Origin of the sequence: Plantactinospora sp. B6F1 (genome assembly GCF_040120695.1) — a bacterium.
Classification (GTDB): Bacteria; Actinomycetota; Actinomycetes; order Mycobacteriales; family Micromonosporaceae; genus Plantactinospora.
Genome location: NZ_JBEEAC010000007.1, coordinates 1 through 14,114 on the forward strand (window position 1 = coordinate 1; position 14,114 = coordinate 14,114).

At 71.6% G+C, this 14,114-nt stretch carries 15 protein-coding genes; 7 read left to right on the top strand and 8 right to left on the bottom strand.

What is annotated here, in order from left to right:
* On the bottom strand, positions 1-312 hold a 312-nt coding region (locus ABNF97_RS11940), incomplete at its 3' end, for a GntR family transcriptional regulator (RefSeq protein ID WP_349338573.1).
* A gap of 185 nt (positions 313-497) precedes the next feature.
* On the opposite strand from ABNF97_RS11940, the gene ABNF97_RS11945 reads away from it, so the two are divergent.
* A complete protein-coding gene (locus tag ABNF97_RS11945) occupies positions 498-1,790 on the top strand; it encodes a glycosyltransferase (RefSeq protein WP_349338574.1) in 1,293 nt (430 codons plus the stop codon).
* 37 nt (positions 1,791-1,827) lie between these two features.
* On the opposite strand, the gene ABNF97_RS11950 is transcribed toward ABNF97_RS11945, so the two are convergent.
* Together ABNF97_RS11950 and ABNF97_RS11955 are read right to left on the bottom strand one after the other, a co-directional pair.
* Positions 1,828-2,472, bottom strand: coding sequence for a hypothetical protein (locus ABNF97_RS11950; RefSeq protein WP_130460740.1), 645 nt, complete (start codon positions 2,470-2,472; stop codon positions 1,828-1,830).
* 127 nt (positions 2,473-2,599) lie between these two features.
* Positions 2,600-2,866, bottom strand: coding sequence for a hypothetical protein (locus ABNF97_RS11955; RefSeq protein ID WP_349338575.1), 267 nt, complete (start codon positions 2,864-2,866; stop codon positions 2,600-2,602).
* Positions 2,867-3,445: 579 nt separating this feature from the next.
* On the opposite strand from ABNF97_RS11955, the gene ABNF97_RS11960 reads away from it, so the two are divergent.
* Together ABNF97_RS11960 and ABNF97_RS11965 are read left to right on the top strand one after the other, a co-directional pair.
* Complete coding sequence (locus ABNF97_RS11960) at positions 3,446-4,243, top strand: helix-turn-helix domain-containing protein (RefSeq protein WP_349338576.1); 798 nt, start codon at positions 3,446-3,448, stop codon at positions 4,241-4,243.
* The gene (locus ABNF97_RS11965; RefSeq protein WP_349338577.1) at positions 4,240-4,434 is read left to right on the top strand and encodes a DUF397 domain-containing protein; all 195 of its coding nucleotides are present in this window, start codon (positions 4,240-4,242) and stop codon (positions 4,432-4,434) included. Before ABNF97_RS11960 ends, ABNF97_RS11965 begins: the two co-directional genes overlap by 4 nt.
* Here the strand turns inward: ABNF97_RS11965 and ABNF97_RS11970 are convergent.
* Positions 4,400-5,365 (bottom strand): helix-turn-helix domain-containing protein, encoded by a 966-nt coding sequence (locus ABNF97_RS11970; RefSeq protein WP_349338578.1) that lies wholly within the window; start codon positions 5,363-5,365, stop codon positions 4,400-4,402. The two genes, ABNF97_RS11965 and ABNF97_RS11970, sit on opposite strands and share 35 nt — an antisense overlap.
* Before the next feature lie 119 nt (positions 5,366-5,484).
* On the opposite strand from ABNF97_RS11970, the gene ABNF97_RS11975 reads away from it, so the two are divergent.
* Positions 5,485-6,510, top strand: coding sequence for an alpha/beta fold hydrolase (locus ABNF97_RS11975; RefSeq protein WP_349338579.1), 1,026 nt, complete (start codon positions 5,485-5,487; stop codon positions 6,508-6,510).
* Positions 6,511-6,579: 69 nt separating this feature from the next.
* On the opposite strand, the gene ABNF97_RS11980 is transcribed toward ABNF97_RS11975, so the two are convergent.
* On the bottom strand, positions 6,580-7,134 hold the full coding sequence (locus ABNF97_RS11980; protein ID WP_349338580.1) for a histidine phosphatase family protein: 555 nt from the start codon (positions 7,132-7,134) through the stop codon (positions 6,580-6,582).
* A 281-nt stretch (positions 7,135-7,415) separates the two neighbouring features.
* Here ABNF97_RS11980 and ABNF97_RS11985 point away from each other — a divergent pair, with 281 nt between their 5' ends.
* Entirely contained in the window at positions 7,416-8,252 is an 837-nt protein-coding gene (locus ABNF97_RS11985) for a VOC family protein (RefSeq protein ID WP_349338581.1), read from the top strand.
* Between the two features lie 176 nt (positions 8,253-8,428).
* Here the strand turns inward: ABNF97_RS11985 and ABNF97_RS11990 are convergent, their stop codons facing one another.
* Entirely contained in the window at positions 8,429-10,831 is a 2,403-nt protein-coding gene (locus ABNF97_RS11990) for an ABC transporter permease (protein WP_349338582.1), read from the bottom strand.
* Positions 10,828-11,535 carry an ATP-binding cassette domain-containing protein gene (locus ABNF97_RS11995; RefSeq protein ID WP_130460747.1) on the bottom strand — a complete coding sequence of 236 codons (708 nt, stop codon included), beginning with the start codon at positions 11,533-11,535 and terminating at the stop codon, positions 10,828-10,830. The genes ABNF97_RS11990 and ABNF97_RS11995 overlap by 4 nt, the downstream gene beginning before the upstream one ends.
* Before the next feature lie 163 nt (positions 11,536-11,698).
* Here ABNF97_RS11995 and ABNF97_RS12000 point away from each other — a divergent pair, with 163 nt between their 5' ends.
* Entirely contained in the window at positions 11,699-12,613 is a 915-nt protein-coding gene (locus ABNF97_RS12000) for a histidine kinase (RefSeq protein WP_130465630.1), read from the top strand.
* Positions 12,614-12,684: 71 nt separating this feature from the next.
* A complete protein-coding gene (locus tag ABNF97_RS12005) occupies positions 12,685-13,371 on the top strand; it encodes a response regulator (RefSeq protein WP_486484907.1) in 687 nt (228 codons plus the stop codon).
* Positions 13,372-13,391: 20 nt separating this feature from the next.
* On the opposite strand, the gene ABNF97_RS12010 is transcribed toward ABNF97_RS12005, so the two are convergent.
* Positions 13,392-13,907: a 2'-5' RNA ligase family protein gene (locus ABNF97_RS12010; protein ID WP_130460749.1), complete on the bottom strand. Its 516-nt coding sequence runs from the start codon at positions 13,905-13,907 to the stop codon at positions 13,392-13,394.
* Positions 13,908-14,114: the final 207 nt, after the last annotated feature.

Below are 14,114 nucleotides of genomic sequence, written 5' to 3' on the forward strand. Positions count from 1 at the left end.
AAGGCGCTCCAAACCCAGACGGACAAGCTCGGGACCGATGAGATCCCACGCCTCGACCAGCTCCGACACTTCCTGAGCGTCGAGGGGGCTCACGACGTACCCGGCCCGGGGCAGCGTGATGATCAACCCCTCGCGGTCCAGACGAGCGAGCGCCCGACGAATCGGCGTCAGCCCGTACGGAGTCGAGCGGGCCAGTCCCCGCTCGGTGAGCGACGACCCCGGCGGAAGCTCACAGGTCACGATCCGGGCACGCAGCGCTGCGTAGGCCTGCTGCGTGAGCGAAGCCTTCCCCGTCGCACCCTGGTCGGCCATCAGAGGAAACCCTAGCCCGCCCGGCCGCCCCGGTCCCATGCGACATCGCACACTCTCCGCAAACCGGACTTGACCACCCCGGCGGTGAGAGTCATGCTCGGTACTGAAATTTCAGCCAGGTCAGAAAGCGGACTGCCGGTCTCGGAGGTCCTCGGGACGCGGCCGAACAGAGGGGACCCAGCAGGATGAGGGCATTCGTGCTCGCGTTCGGGACGCGTGGCGACGTACAGCCGTTCGTCGCCCTGGGACGCGCGCTGGCCGACGCCGGCCACGAGGCACTGGTGGCCGGGCCGGCGTGTTACGGGTCACTCGCCGCAGCCGCCGGCGTTCCGTTCGCGCCCGTCGACGACCGGTGGAACCGGCTCACCGACGAGCCCCACATCCAGGAGGCACTCGCGACGAACTACCGCGGTCCAAAGGCGAAACGGACAGCCATCGAGGTGGTGCGCCGGACCCGGCGGTACGTCGCCGCCGCGCTCGACGACATCACCGCGGCCGTTCCCGCCCGGACCGACGTCGTGGTGCACCACACCATGCTGCCCGGCCAGCACCTCGCCGAGGCCCTCGGCGTCCCCTCCGTCCCGGTGGCACTGCAGCCCAACTGGGTGCCGACCAGCGCCTTTCCGTGCCCGATGTGGGCCCCACCGTGGCTGCCCAGATCCCTCAACCGCCTGAGCTACCGGCCGGCCGCGCTCGCGCCTCGGATGCTCCTCGGAGCGGTAGGCAAGCGCTGGCGTGCACGACTCGGGCTGAGGTCTCGGCGTGGATCCGGTGACCCGTTCCGCCGCCCCGACGGAGGCCCCGCCTTCGTACTGCAGGCGTTCAGTCGCCACGTCCTGCCGCAGCCGGCCGACTGGCCCGGACACGCGCCCGTGACGGGATACTGGACCCTCGCCAGCGAGGACCAGGACCCCTCGCCCGCCCTGGCCAGGTTCCTCGACAGCGGAGCGCCGCCGGTCTACGTCGGCTTCGGCAGCATGCGGGGCCAGAACCCCGAGGCGATCGGCGAGATGGTCCAACAGATGGTCCAGGCAACCGGAGTACGAGCCGTTGTCGCAACCGGCGCCGGCGGGATCACACTGGCGGGTGCGAACACCGACTCCGTCCACGTCGTCGACGACGCTCCGCACGACTGGCTCTTCCCCCGCACCGCGGCGATCATCCACCACGGCGGAGCAGGAACGACAGCTGCCGCGCTGCTCGCCGGACGCCCACAGGTGATCTGCCCCTTCACCGGTGACCAGCCGTTCTGGTCCGGGCGAATGCAATCCATCGGCGTTGCCCCAGACCCCGTCCCACAGCGGCAGATCACCGCCGAACGCCTCATCGAGGCAGTCGAAGCGACGAGATCCGACACCACGATGCCCCGCAGGGCCGCCGAGATCGGCGAGCTGGTGCGCTCCGAAGGCGGCACACGTCGTGCAGTCGAGCTTCTGTCGGAAACGACGCGCGATTACCCCGGCCGGCCATGTCGTTGATCTGCGGAGACAGCGATGCAGGCAGGCACGGGTGGGGCTAGGGAAGGTGCGGCGCGAAGTACTCGGCAACCAGTTCCGCGACCCCTTCGGCGTCCCGGCTGCCGTCGACCTCGATCACCGGGATGCCCAGCCGTCGGGCGCCGCACACGGCGTCCTCGGCGAGCAGGCGGTCCCGCTCGACCCGGTTCCGCTGGGCGAGTTCGGGGTCGCTGACCTGGTGGCCGAGCCGGCCGGCCCGGGGTAGCCGGTCAAGTTGTCGCCGCCGGAACTCCTCGGTCGGCACCATCACCACCATCTGCCGGGTCGACCCGGCGACCGGCGCGACCAGCTCGGGGCGCAGCCCCCAGCCCTCGGCGAGCAGCGGCCGGGGCGAGACGAGCGCGCGCAGGTCGTCCTGCACCCACTCGAATCGCTCGGCGAACTCCACAAGTACCTGCCGGGCCATCTCCTCCGGCGTCGTGCGGACCCAGACCGCCTCCCAGTCCGGTTCCGGCGGTTCGCCGCGCCGGATCCGGCTCATCATCCGGCGATCGTCGTGCCCGCGCGCGTCGTGGTAGTCGTAGTGGTAGTGCGTCAGGCCGTACCGCTCGGCGAGGATCCCGGCCACCGTCGACTTGCCGGCCCACTGGCCGCCACCGATCCAGAGTGCCCGCCGCAGGGTGCTGTGAGGGTCCCATCGCATGCCCAGAATCGTGTGCCCGTTCCGGGCCGAATTCCAGTCTTGTTTTCGGATTCCCGCCCTGGTCAACTGAGGGTAAGGGGAACCGGTTGGGCACCACCACGCCGGAGCGCGGCCGTGACCGACGGGCTCAGCGGTGGCCGGGCACCCAGCCGAGGAAGCGCTCGCTGAGCACCATCGCCGCCGGTGCGCCGGCCGGGTGGAGCGCGTGCAGATCGCGGTACGCCTCGGCGAGCGACGAGCCGAGCCGGACACAGAGCGCGAGCCGGCTGTCCGGATAGCCCCTGACCAGGCTGAGCCGGGCGGCGGCGCACGGCCACGGCTGCCCGTCGGTGCGGCACAGCCAGATCGGCCGCAGTGGAGTGTGGACGCCGACCGGCGACTCGGGGTCGATCATCTCCCCGCCCCGGTGTCGACGCGACCGCCGTCCGCCCACGCCGGCAGGACGCGGTGGGTCCGGTGCCCGGCGTTGGAGCGAGGGCGCTGGTTGTGCCCACGCGACGGCGGCGACAGGCGCGACGGCGGCGAGCCGGGTGTCGGCGCAGCGGCCGGCATCGCGAGTTGGGGCGGCAGGTCGGGCGTCGGGACCGTCTGCGGGATCAAGATCGAGAGTCCACGGTACGGGCACGACGCCCACCGCCGCCCGCACCGGCACCACATCCGCCACCACAGCCGGCGCCAGTCGAGGCGGTGCCGGAAAACGAGTGGGACGGGCGGGGTGCGGCGTACTTTCCGCATCGTGTCTCCTTCCGGGTTGGAAGGGGGCCATCTCTGTACGGGGGGAAGAGAGATGGCCCCCGCAGGTTCCGCCCGGCCGGTCACCATGCCATTTGAGTTCCGAGCGGTTCCGCTAGTGACACTCTGCTGTGGAGTGCACTACGGTCGACACGTGCTCGCGCCATCTGTGCAGGTCAACACGGGTGGCGAGCAATTTTGTGTAACTCGTCTCCGACGGTGAGCAGAGGTGGGATTATCGATGGGACTCGTCACGGAATACGTCCTCGCCGAGCTGAGGCTGTTCCGCGCTGAGCAACGACTCAGTCAGGAGGAGTTCGGGCGCAAGATCGGCTATTCCGGATCACACGTCAGCTCCGTGGAAACCGGCCAGCGTCCGCCGACCGACGAATACATGGAAAAGATCGACCAGGCTTTCCAGACCGGCGGCACGTTCAGCCGGATGCTCAAGAAGCTGGCCAAGCTGGACAGCACGCCGGCCTGGCTCCGCGACTGGATCGAGTTCGAACGCCTTGCCCGGCTGCTCCGCTGGTACGAGCCGGCCTTCGTCCCCGGCCTGCTGCAGACCGAGTCGTACGCCCGAGCGCTGTTGACGGGTGTACACCTTCCACCAGAGCAGATCGAACAGCGGGTCCGCAGTCGACTGGACCGGCAGGCCGTGCTCACGGTCGAGAATCCACCTCAGTGCATCTTCGTGATCGATGCGATGGTCCTGCGGCGACCGGTGCGCGGGCACCCGAGCGTGATGGCTGAGCAGCTTGAGCATCTGGTGAAGTGCACGGAGTTGCCGAACGTACAGATCCTCGTGGTTCCCCAGGAAGTCGGGGTCTACGCTGGCCTTCAGGGAGGCTTCATCCTGGCGACGCTGCCGGACCAGTCCGTGGTGGCGCATCTTGATCACCAAGTACGGGCGCAGATTGTCGACCGGGCGGAAGATCTCGCCACCCTCCAGGGGACCTGGGAGGCGATCCGCAGCGAGGCCCTTCCGATGGTGCAATCGCTCGAACTGATCAGGGAGGCGACGAAGGAATGGACGTGACCGGCGCCAACTGGCGCAAGTCAACCCGCTCGGGCACGAATGGCGGGTCCTGTGTGGAGGTGGCGGACAACCTGCCCGGCACCGTGCTCGTACGCGACACCAAGGACCGCGACGGCGGCACCCTCACCTTTACCCCGGCCAACTGGCAGGCGTTCGTCAGCCTTGCCAAGCGGCTCGACCCGACCGCCTGACGACGCCCGGGTCAGGCCCTGGCGAAGGAGTCCGGGGCCTGGCCGCAGGTTCCGGGACCGGCGACCGGCGCCATGGACGGCGCTGACCCGGTGTGCCGTGGCCGGCCCAGACGATATCGTCGACCGCCAGCCACGGCTCGCCGGCCAGGGCCACCGGGGTCACCCCGGCGAACGACAGGACGTCCCGATGCAGGTGGGACTGGTCGGCGTAGCCGACCTCCACGGCGACTCGGGCTGCGTCCGCACCTGCGGCGAGCCGGTGGGCAGCATGATCGAAACGGACCAGCTTCGCGGCGCGCTTGGGCGGCAGGCCGATCTGCGACCGGAACCGGGACCAGAGGCGTTTGCGGCTCCATCCGACCTCGGCCGCCAGCCTGTCGACCCGGACCCGGCCGCGCGATGCGACGATCTGCTCCCAGGCCCAGGACACCTCCGGGTCTACCGCCGGTCCCGCCGCGCGGCGGGCCAGCAACGCGTCCGTCAACGCGAAGCGGTCCTCCCAGGACGAAATCTCACTTAGTCGCTCACGGATCCGTGACGCCTCGCGGCCCCACAGGTCGTCCAGCGGCAGCACGGCGCCGTCCAGGTCGGCCGGGGACACCCCCAGCACCGCACGGGCGACGACCGGAGAGAGACGTACCTGCACCGCCTCGAAGTGCTCACCCCGCACCCGGACCGTGCCGGGTCCGAAGCCGAGCCCGGCGACGACACTGCCCCGCTGCTGCCGCCCGGCGGCGTCCACGATGAGCGGGCCGGCACCGAACGCCAGAGCCAGCGTCACACCTGGGTGTGGGATCGCCCGATGCCCGGCCGGGGACGTGCCACGGTCGCGGAAACCAGCCATGCTGACCCCGGCGACCCGGCTGGGCCGCGCCGGCCGGGCCAGCTCCCACGCCGCCGTGCCGGCGCGTTCGTGCACGGCGGACCGCATCCCCGAATGATATGCGAGCCGCCAAACCGGGGTCCGGACTTGTTGATCGCTTCCGCCGGGCCCGGCGACCCGGACATTTGTGCAAGCCGCCGGCCCGGATCGACGGCCAGAGTAGGCCGATGACTGATCTTCCGAGGATCGCCAGCGCCGGCGGGTCGAACGAGACCGATCCGCGGCCGGCTGGCGGGCAGCCCGACCCGCGAGTCGCGGGAAGTCGCCGGAAGCGCCGCGTCACCGCCTCGGCCGTCGTCCTGACGGCCGTCGGTCTGCTCCTGGCGAACACGGTGATGGTGTCGTGGCAGGAAGCCGAAGCCGGGACAGACTCGACCCTGCCCCTTGACGGCGGCAGCATCCACGTACGCCAGGACGGACCCCCTGATGCCCCGGCGCTGGTACTCGTGCACGGGCTCGCCGGGTCGACCCACTGGTGGGACCCGCTGGTGCCGATGCTGGCAAGGTCCCATCGCGTCATCCGGGTCGACCTGCTCGGGCACGGCTGGTCGGCCAAGCCGGCCGGCGAGGGCTACACGATCCCGGAACAGGGACGCCGGGTCGGCGCGGCCCTCGACCGGCTTGGCGTGCGGCAGGCCGTGGTGGTTGGCCATTCCACCGGCGGCTCGGTGGCCACCGCACTCGCCGAGCAACGACGCGACCTGGTGACCGCGCTCGCCCTCGTCAACTCCGGGCCGGATCTGGACGCCTTCATCTCGGACGGGTTCGTCGGCCAACTGCTGTTCGTCCCCGTCGTCGGGCAACTCCTGTGGCCGGCCCGGACCGACGGGATCGTCCGCCGGGGCCTGGGTACCGCGGTCAGCAGCCGCGACTACGAGATCCCGCAACAGCTCGTCGACGACGTGCGGGGCATGACCTACCACGCGCTCACCGCGACGTCCCGGGCGGCCGACGACTATCTGAGGCAGCGCCCGCTCCCCGATCGGCTGGCGCCGCTCGACAAGCCGCTGCTGGTGATCTTCGGCGAGGAGGACCGGCGATGGCGTTCCTCGGCCGCCGACGGCTACCGCGTCGTTCCGGGCGCGAGAGTCGAACTGCTGCCCGGTGTCGGGCACTCACCCATGCTCGAAGATCCGCCACGGACCGCCGAGCTACTGCTGGCCTTCGCCGCGCTGCACACGGGCCAGCCGTGAGCCGTGCTCAGCTCGCGCAACCCTCGATGACCGCTCGACGTACCGGCCTCGCCGCTGGCTCCTTGCTGGTCAGCCGAGGACGGGTGCCCGACTGAAGGTGACCTCCTGGAAACGCCCGTCCCGGAAGGCGAGGCGGCAGCCGTCGCAATGCCGGAACGGTGCACCCCAGCCCCTGTGGTTCGCCTCCGGTAAGGCACTCACCAACGTTGGCTCGATACTGCCCCCATGGGCGACGACCAGCGCGGCGCATCCTTCCGGCACCGATGCGGCAGCTTGGATCCACAGGTCGAGGTTGGCCCGGGCCGCCTGCGCAAGGCCGCCTTTGCTCTCGATGAGCTCCGCGTACACCTCGTACGGCGATTGCCACCGCCACTGGTCGTGGTGTGCGACCTCGCCTTCGACGTAGCCCGACGGCATCTCCACGGTGTCGTCAACGGAATAGCCCATGGCCACCGCAGTTTCGATGGCGCGAGGCGACGCGCTGCTCAACACGTACGCGAAGGCGCCTAGCTCTGCGCCCACCGCGCGGGCGAGAGACACCCCGGCCGCCGACAGATGCGAGCCCCGCCCACGTGCATCGCCCTTCTTGGTGAGCGAGTGTCGCCTGATCTCCAGCCATCGCATGATGGACAACCTAGCGGCCTGGGCGCGTGCCACCCTCCCGAAGTGGGGCAGCACCGGGTCGCCCCACCCGTCATCTCGGCATGACCTGAACGTTCAAGGTCTGTAGTGCAACAACCGAGGATCCGCGGCTTCTTGATTCATGACCGGCCCGGCGGGGTGCCGTCGTGGTGCTGGCACCACCGGGGCAGCCCGGTCAGGAATCAAGAAGCACACGGCGGACAGCCGTGTCTAGCGTGGCGGTCATGGACATCCCGTTCTGACAGCGCAAGGAGCAAATTCGCATGGCGATCACGCTTGATGTCATCACCCTCGGAGTACCGCAGGTAGACGCCGCGTACACCTTTTACACGGCTGCGTTCGCACCCCCGAACAATGGCGACGACCGCGCTATCGGCCTGGATCTGCACGGTACCGGTCACCTCGCCTTTCGTCAGATCGACGCGCTCGCCGCGGATGTCGGCGCACGCCCGGCGTCCTCGGGTTTCCGCGGTTACGTCCTGTCGTCGATCGTAGGTGGGCCAAGCGAGGTGAGGGTCCTCCTCGAAACCGCCACCGCCAACGGGGCGACGATCGTCAAGCCGGCAAAGAAACAACTCTTCGGCGAATTCACCGCCGTGTACCGGGCGCCCGACGGCGCCGTGTGGAAACTGGCGGCATCATCAAAGAAGGACAGCGGTCCCGTCCCGAGTCCGCCCAGGCCGACCGAGACCGCCATCTATCTCGGCGTCGCCGAGCCGAAGGCGTCCAAGGCCTTCTACGAGACGCTCGGGATGAGAACCGAACACGACTACGGCGACAAGTTCATCGACTTCACCGTCGCTGGCGGCGTCTGCCGACTCGGCCTGCTGCGGCGCAGGGACCTCGCCAGGGACGCCGGCGTCGACGAGCACGGCGACGGATTCTCCGCGGTCGTCCTCACCCACACCGCCGCCTCCCGCGCCGAGGTCGACACGCTCCTCACCGCCGCCGACTCCGCTGGCGGACGGGTCACCGCGGACGCGACACAGACCGACCAGGGCGACTACGTCGGGCGCTTCACCGACCCCGACGGTTACCACTGGAAGATCACCACACGCCCGGGGGCGGGCAGCGGCGGGCACATCCCCGCCACTTCCTGAGCCGGTCGCACCGCCAGTCCCTGAGCAGGTCGCACCGCCACTTCCCACACCGAGAGCTCCCGGACCGTTCGCGTCATCCCGGCGCCCGACGGCCGCCGGGCCGGGAGACACCGCTGCCTCGGCGGGCGGGGCAGCCGGAATTCCGTTGCCCCACCCGCCACCGGCCCAGCCGGTACTCACTCGTTGTGCAGCACCTCGGCGATCGGCAGACGCGCCGCCGAGCGGGCCGGCAGCAGCGCCCCGACCATCGCGATCACCGCCCCCGCCAGCGCCAATACGCCGAGCAGCGGCGCCTCCCAGACGTTGATCAACGAGTCCGGTACCCGGATCTGCGCCGCACCGGAGGCGATCGGCACGACCAGGCGGTGCGCGACGATCCCGACCGGGATGCCGAGCAGTCCGCCAAGCATGCCCAGTACCGCCATCGAGGTGACCATCATCGCCGTCACCTGCCTCGGGGTCATCCCGATCGACTTGAGCATCCCGATGTCGCGACGGCGTTCCCGGGTGTTCAGCACCACCGTGTTGAAGACGGCGAGCGCCGTGACGAGCCCCAACATCAGGGTGACCGCTGCCGCGAGGCTGACCGCTGCCACGGTGAAGCTGTCGGTACCGCCGTTGTCCCAGACGTCCAGGCCCGGATCGGCCGCCTGCACCGCCGCGGTGTACGCCGGCACGTCGGTGCCGGGCGCTAGTTGGATCTGGTAGAGGATCTCGTGGTTTCCGACCTCGCGCGCCGGGGCGAGCCGGGCGAGTGCCGACCAGTCGGCGAGCAGCCTGGACGGGCCCGGTGGGCCGCTCATCGTCTCGCCGACGATGGTGGCGGGGCTGCGCCGCCCCTCGGCCTCCAGGACGATTCGGTCGCCGACGGCGAGGCCCCGCTCCCCCAACCACTCCGACGGGGCGACCAGCTCGTCCGGGCCGGCCAGCCAGCGCCCCTCGACCAGCTGTTCCCGATAGCCCTGGGTCTCGACGTCACCGCGCAGGAAGTTGACCCCGACCGGTCGGGTGGAGCCGACGAGCGCGAAGTCGAGGGTCAGGTTCACGGTCACCCGGTTGGTACCCGGGAGCGCTCGCAGCAGCGCCTCGATCTGCTGATCGGTCAGCGACGACGCGGGGCGCCCAGCACCCGGTGCCGGATCGGCGGCGCGCACCCCGACGTGGTCGTTCCCGTCGGTGGCGTCGGCGTACCGGGTGACCGTGCTGGTCAGACCGGTCGCGAAGGTCACCGTGGTCACCCCGAGCAGCACCGCCGACATGGTCAGCGCGGTCCGGCCCGGCCGGGCGAACGGCAGGCCGAGGCCGAGGCTGACGGCGCGGGGCAGCCGGGTACCGCCGAGCCAGCGCTGCACCCGCAGCCCACGGCCGACCCGGGGCGCGCTGCCGGCGCTGATCGCCTCGACCGCGGAGAGCCGGCGGGCCCGCGACGCCGGGACCAGCGCGGCGAGTACCACCACGACCGGCATCCCGAGCAGCGTCGCCACGTTCACCAGCGGGCTGATCCCGACCGGCCCGAAGCCCATCCCCTGGAACGACATGTCCAGCAGCGGCCGCGCCCCGATGTTGCCGAGCACGGTGCCGATCGCGCACCCGACCACCGCCGGCACGCTGACCATCACCAGGTAGACCGCGAGCACCTGGCCGGGGGTGAAACCGAGCGCCTTGAGGATGCCGATGTGCCGGAAGCCGGAGACCACCGCCCCGCTGACCACGTTCGCGACGATCAGCACCGCCGCCACCAGCCCGAGGATCCCGAAGACCATCAGGAACGGCACGAACACCCCCGGCTCGGCTGCGACCGACTGCTTGATCAGCAGGTACGACTGGGCGGCGAGCAGCGCCTCCGCCGGCAGTCCCTCGGTCACCGTCGCCATCCCGGCCTCGACCTGTTGGTCGGTGGCGGCGGAGGCGAACCGGTAGAGCATCTGCACCGAGGACGGCCGGAACGCCCGCACCTGCTCCGGGGTGACCCACGCGTCGGCGGTCCGGCCGAGGCTGTACGCCATGCCGACGACGGTCAGCGTCGGCCCGCCCGGGACCTCGGCGGTGCTGCCGAGGATCGGCGGCTGCCCGGGCTCCGGCCCGAAGCCCGCCAGGTCGGCCGGCGGCGGCGTGTCGTTCAGCACGATCTCCCCGGGCGCGCTGGGCCAGCGCCCCGCCCAGAGTTCCACCCGGTCCACCGGGCCGGCCGGGTCCGCCCGACCCACCACGTTGAGCGGCCCGCCCATCATTCCGGGGCCGGTCAGCGTCACCTCCAGCACGGCCTGCGCGAAGGGGCCGGCGACCGCCTCGACACCGGGCCGCCGGGCGGTCTGTTCGAGCTGCGCCCCGGTGACCAGCCCGGAGTCGTACGTCGCCACGACGTGCGCACCGCGCTGCCGGGCGAAGGCGTCGTCGAACGGGGCCGTGGAGGCGACCAGCAGACCCAGCGCCATCACGGTGGTGGCGGCGGAGAAGAGCAGGACCAGCCCGATCACGACGGTCTGTAGTTTCCGGCGCCGTACGGCGGCGCGGGCGGCCCGCCACATCGCGCCCGTGCCGCGCTCCCGGAACGGCACCGGCTGGCCCAGCCGGGTCATGCCGACCGCTCCAGGCTGCGTTCGCCGGTCACCCGGCCGTCGGCCAGCTCGACCAGCCGGCTGGCGCACCGGGTCGCCAGCCGCTCGTCGTGGGTGACCAGCAGCAGCGTCTGGCCGATCTGGTTGAGGTCGAGCAGCAGGTCCATCACCTGCTCACCGGCGGAGCTGTCCAGTGCGCCGGTCGGCTCGTCGGCCAGCAGCAGGGCGGGCCGGTTCATCAGCGCTCGGGCCACCGCCACCCGCTGCCGCTCCCCGCCGCTGAGCGCGGCCGGATAGATGTCGCGCCGGTCGGCGATGTCGAGTTCGTCGAGGAGTTCGAGCGCCCGCCGGCGCGCCTGCCGGGCCGATACCCCGACCAGCTGTGCGGCCAGCGCGACGTTGTCCAGCGCCGGCAGGTCGTCGAGCAGGTTGAAGAACTGGAAGATCATCCCGATCCGGCGACGCCGGAACAGTGCCCGGCCCGTCTCGTCGAGCCGGCCCAGGTCCTCGCCGTGCACGATGACGTCCCCGGAGGTGGGCCGGTCGAGTCCGGCGACCATGTTCAGCATGGTCGACTTGCCGCAGCCGGACGGCCCCATCACGGCGACCGCCTCGCCGGCCCGGATCTGCAGCGACACCCCGGCCAGGGCGGTCGTGTCGCCGTACTCCTTGCGCACGTCGGTCAGCCGCACGACGACGTCCGGCGTGCTCTCTTCGCTGGTCATGGCCACCAACCTAGGCAGGGCCGGCCCGGCCGGCATCAGCCCGGAGAGGTAACGTCCGGCCAGGTCATCCCGGGGATGTACGGCAATGCTGCCCGGGAATGACGCGGATCGTGCCGCGTACTGCGAAGGTGGTCGCGTGGGGGGAACCGGAACGGTCGGCTGGCTGGTCGCCGCGCTCGCGGCGGCCGGTGCGACCGTGGGGTGGCTGGCGGTGGCGCTGGCCCGGGCCCGGCGGCGGCACCAGCGGGCGCTCGGTGACCGGAGCTGGCTGCTGGAGCGGGAACGGGAGAGCGCCGCCCGGATCGCGGTCGAGGCGGAGCGGGCCCGGATCGCCCGGGAGCTGCACGACATCGTCAGCCACAACGTGAGCCTGATGGTGGTGCAGGCCGGGGCAGCCCGGGAGGTGCTGGCCAGCATGCCGGACGAGGCGAACGCCGCGCTGCTGGCGGTGGAGACCGCCGGCCGGGACGCGATGACCGAGCTGCGGCACCTGCTCGGCCTGCTGGCCCCGCCGCAGGACGGCGAGGAGCCCGCCGCCGAGGGGTCAGGGCTGGATCCGCAACCCGGGCTGGACCGGCTCGGCCAGTTGGTCGACCGGATCGCCTTCGCCGGGCTGCCCGTCGAGGTACGCATCTCCGGGCAGCGGCGCCCGCTGCCGGCCGGGATCGATCTGACCGCGTACCGGATCGTGCAGGAGGCGTTGACCAACGCGCTGCGGCACGGCGACGGGGAGAAGGCCGAGGTGACCATCAGGTACGCGCACAACTATCTGCGGGTGGAGGTGCTCAACACCGGCCCGAGCGTGCTCTCCGGCCGACGGCCCACGGGCACCTCCACCGGCGGACGATCCGGCAGCGGGCACGCCGGTGGGCGGCCGGGCACCGGGCACGCCGGGAAACGGTCCGCGTCGGAGGGGCGGGGATCCGGAGGCGCCGGGCCGGGCGGCGGGCCTGGCGCGGGGCGGGGCCTGCTGGGGCTGCGCCAGCGGGTCGCGCTCTACGGCGGCGACCTGGACGCCCGCCGCCGGCTCGGCGGCGGTTACCGGGTCCGCGCCCGCATCCCGCTGGACCGGCCGTGACGGATCCCGCCGAGTCGACGCCCCGGGTGCTGATCGTGGACGACCAGGCGCTGGTCCGGATTGGGTTCCGGATGATCCTGACCGCGCGGGGCCTGCACGTGGTGGGCGAGGCCGCCGACGGGGTCGAGGCGGTGGCGGCGGTGCAGGAACTGCGGCCGGACGTCGTGCTGCTGGACATCCGGATGCCGAACATGGACGGTCTCCAGGCGGCCCGGCGGATCCTGGCGCAGTCCCCGGAGTGTCGGGTGATCATGCTGACCACCTTCGACCTGGACCGGTACGTCTACGCCGCGCTGGCCGCCGGAGCCAGCGGTTTCCTGCTCAAGGACGTCACCCCGGAACACCTGGCCGCCGCCGTCCGGCTGGTCGACACCGGCGACGCCCTGCTGGCTCCGTCGATCACCAGACGCCTGGTGGAACGGTTCGCCACCACCGACCCGGCTCGCGCCACAGGCGGCACCGGCAGTGGCCGGAGCGGCGGTGATCCCGCCCGGGGCGGCGTGCGCGGGGACGGGGTCGGGCGGGCGGGTGGGCAGCGGGCACTCGCGGCGCTGACGCCCCGGGAGCGGGAGGTGCTGACCCTGCTGGGTCGCGGGCTCTCCAACACCGAGCTGGCGCACCGGCTGACCCTGAGCGAGGCCACGGTGAAGACCCACGTCGCCCGGATCTTCGCCAAGCTCGACCTCCGGGACCGCGCCCAGGCCGTGGTAGTGGCGTACGAGACCGGGCTCGTCGCGCCCGGCGACCCGACCGGCTGACCGGAGAACTCCCCCCGCCGTCAGCCCAGGGGGCGGGCGATGTCCCTGGCGTGGTCGATGACCGCCGCGCCGACCACCGTCGCCTCGACCGGCAGCACCTCCAGGCAGCGCCGCACCGCCGCCGCCATCAGGGTGTTCGGCACCCGCATCGAAAGCGTGCAGTGCGGCACCCAGCGCCCGGGGCGATACAGCTCGCTCACCGGCACACCGGCCCGGGTCAGCCGCTCGTGCACCATCGCCTGGTGGGCCAGCAGTTCCGGGGTGGGAGACGGGCCGAGCCACAGCACCCGGCCGACGAACTGGCCGGCGTACTGGAACGACAGTCGCAGTGGAGCGGCCACCACCGTACCGGTCAGGGCATCGGCGACCTGCTCCGGATCGAGCCGGGGCGCGACGGCGAGGGAGAGGTGTGGCCGGTGCCGCTGGCCGAGCAACGAGCGGAGGCTCTGCACACCCTCGGATTCCAGCGCGTCCCAGAGCACCCGGATCCGTCGGGTGGCGTCGGTGTCGAGATACAACTCCAGGGCGGCGACCACCGGACCAACCTAGTGCCCTGTCTTTGAGGGTTGATCGGGTAACCCGGTGCTTCGAGGTATCTCCGAGCCGGCGATCTCCTGACTCGGGTGGGGAGCGGGGTGGGGATACTCGCCGGGGAGGACTGTCGAGCTGCCCCGCCTGTGCGCCCACCCTCCCGGACTGCCCGAACCCCCGGTCCCGCCCGCCGATCGATCCGAACCGCAGCA

Bases quoted from the DNA above. Each gene is read 5' to 3' on its own strand.
- ABNF97_RS11995 (WP_130460747.1), bottom strand. From the start codon at position 11,535: ATGACCAGCGAAGAGAGCACGCCGGACGTCGTCGTGCGGCTGACCGAC.
- ABNF97_RS11985 (WP_349338581.1), top strand. From the start codon at position 7,416: ATGGCGATCACGCTTGATGTCATCACCCTCGGAGTACCGCAGGTAGAC.
- ABNF97_RS11955 (WP_349338575.1), bottom strand. From the start codon at position 2,866: ATGATCGACCCCGAGTCGCCGGTCGGCGTCCACACTCCACTGCGGCCG.
- ABNF97_RS11950 (WP_130460740.1), bottom strand. From the start codon at position 2,472: ATGCGATGGGACCCTCACAGCACCCTGCGGCGGGCACTCTGGATCGGT.
- ABNF97_RS11990 (WP_349338582.1), bottom strand. From the start codon at position 10,831: ATGACCCGGCTGGGCCAGCCGGTGCCGTTCCGGGAGCGCGGCACGGGC.
- ABNF97_RS11975 (WP_349338579.1), top strand. From the start codon at position 5,485: ATGACTGATCTTCCGAGGATCGCCAGCGCCGGCGGGTCGAACGAGACC.
- ABNF97_RS12005 (WP_486484907.1), top strand. From the start codon at position 12,685: ATGATCCTGACCGCGCGGGGCCTGCACGTGGTGGGCGAGGCCGCCGAC.
- ABNF97_RS11945 (WP_349338574.1), top strand. From the start codon at position 498: ATGAGGGCATTCGTGCTCGCGTTCGGGACGCGTGGCGACGTACAGCCG.
- ABNF97_RS11980 (WP_349338580.1), bottom strand. From the start codon at position 7,134: ATGCGATGGCTGGAGATCAGGCGACACTCGCTCACCAAGAAGGGCGAT.
- ABNF97_RS11970 (WP_349338578.1), bottom strand. From the start codon at position 5,365: ATGCGGTCCGCCGTGCACGAACGCGCCGGCACGGCGGCGTGGGAGCTG.
- ABNF97_RS11960 (WP_349338576.1), top strand. From the start codon at position 3,446: ATGGGACTCGTCACGGAATACGTCCTCGCCGAGCTGAGGCTGTTCCGC.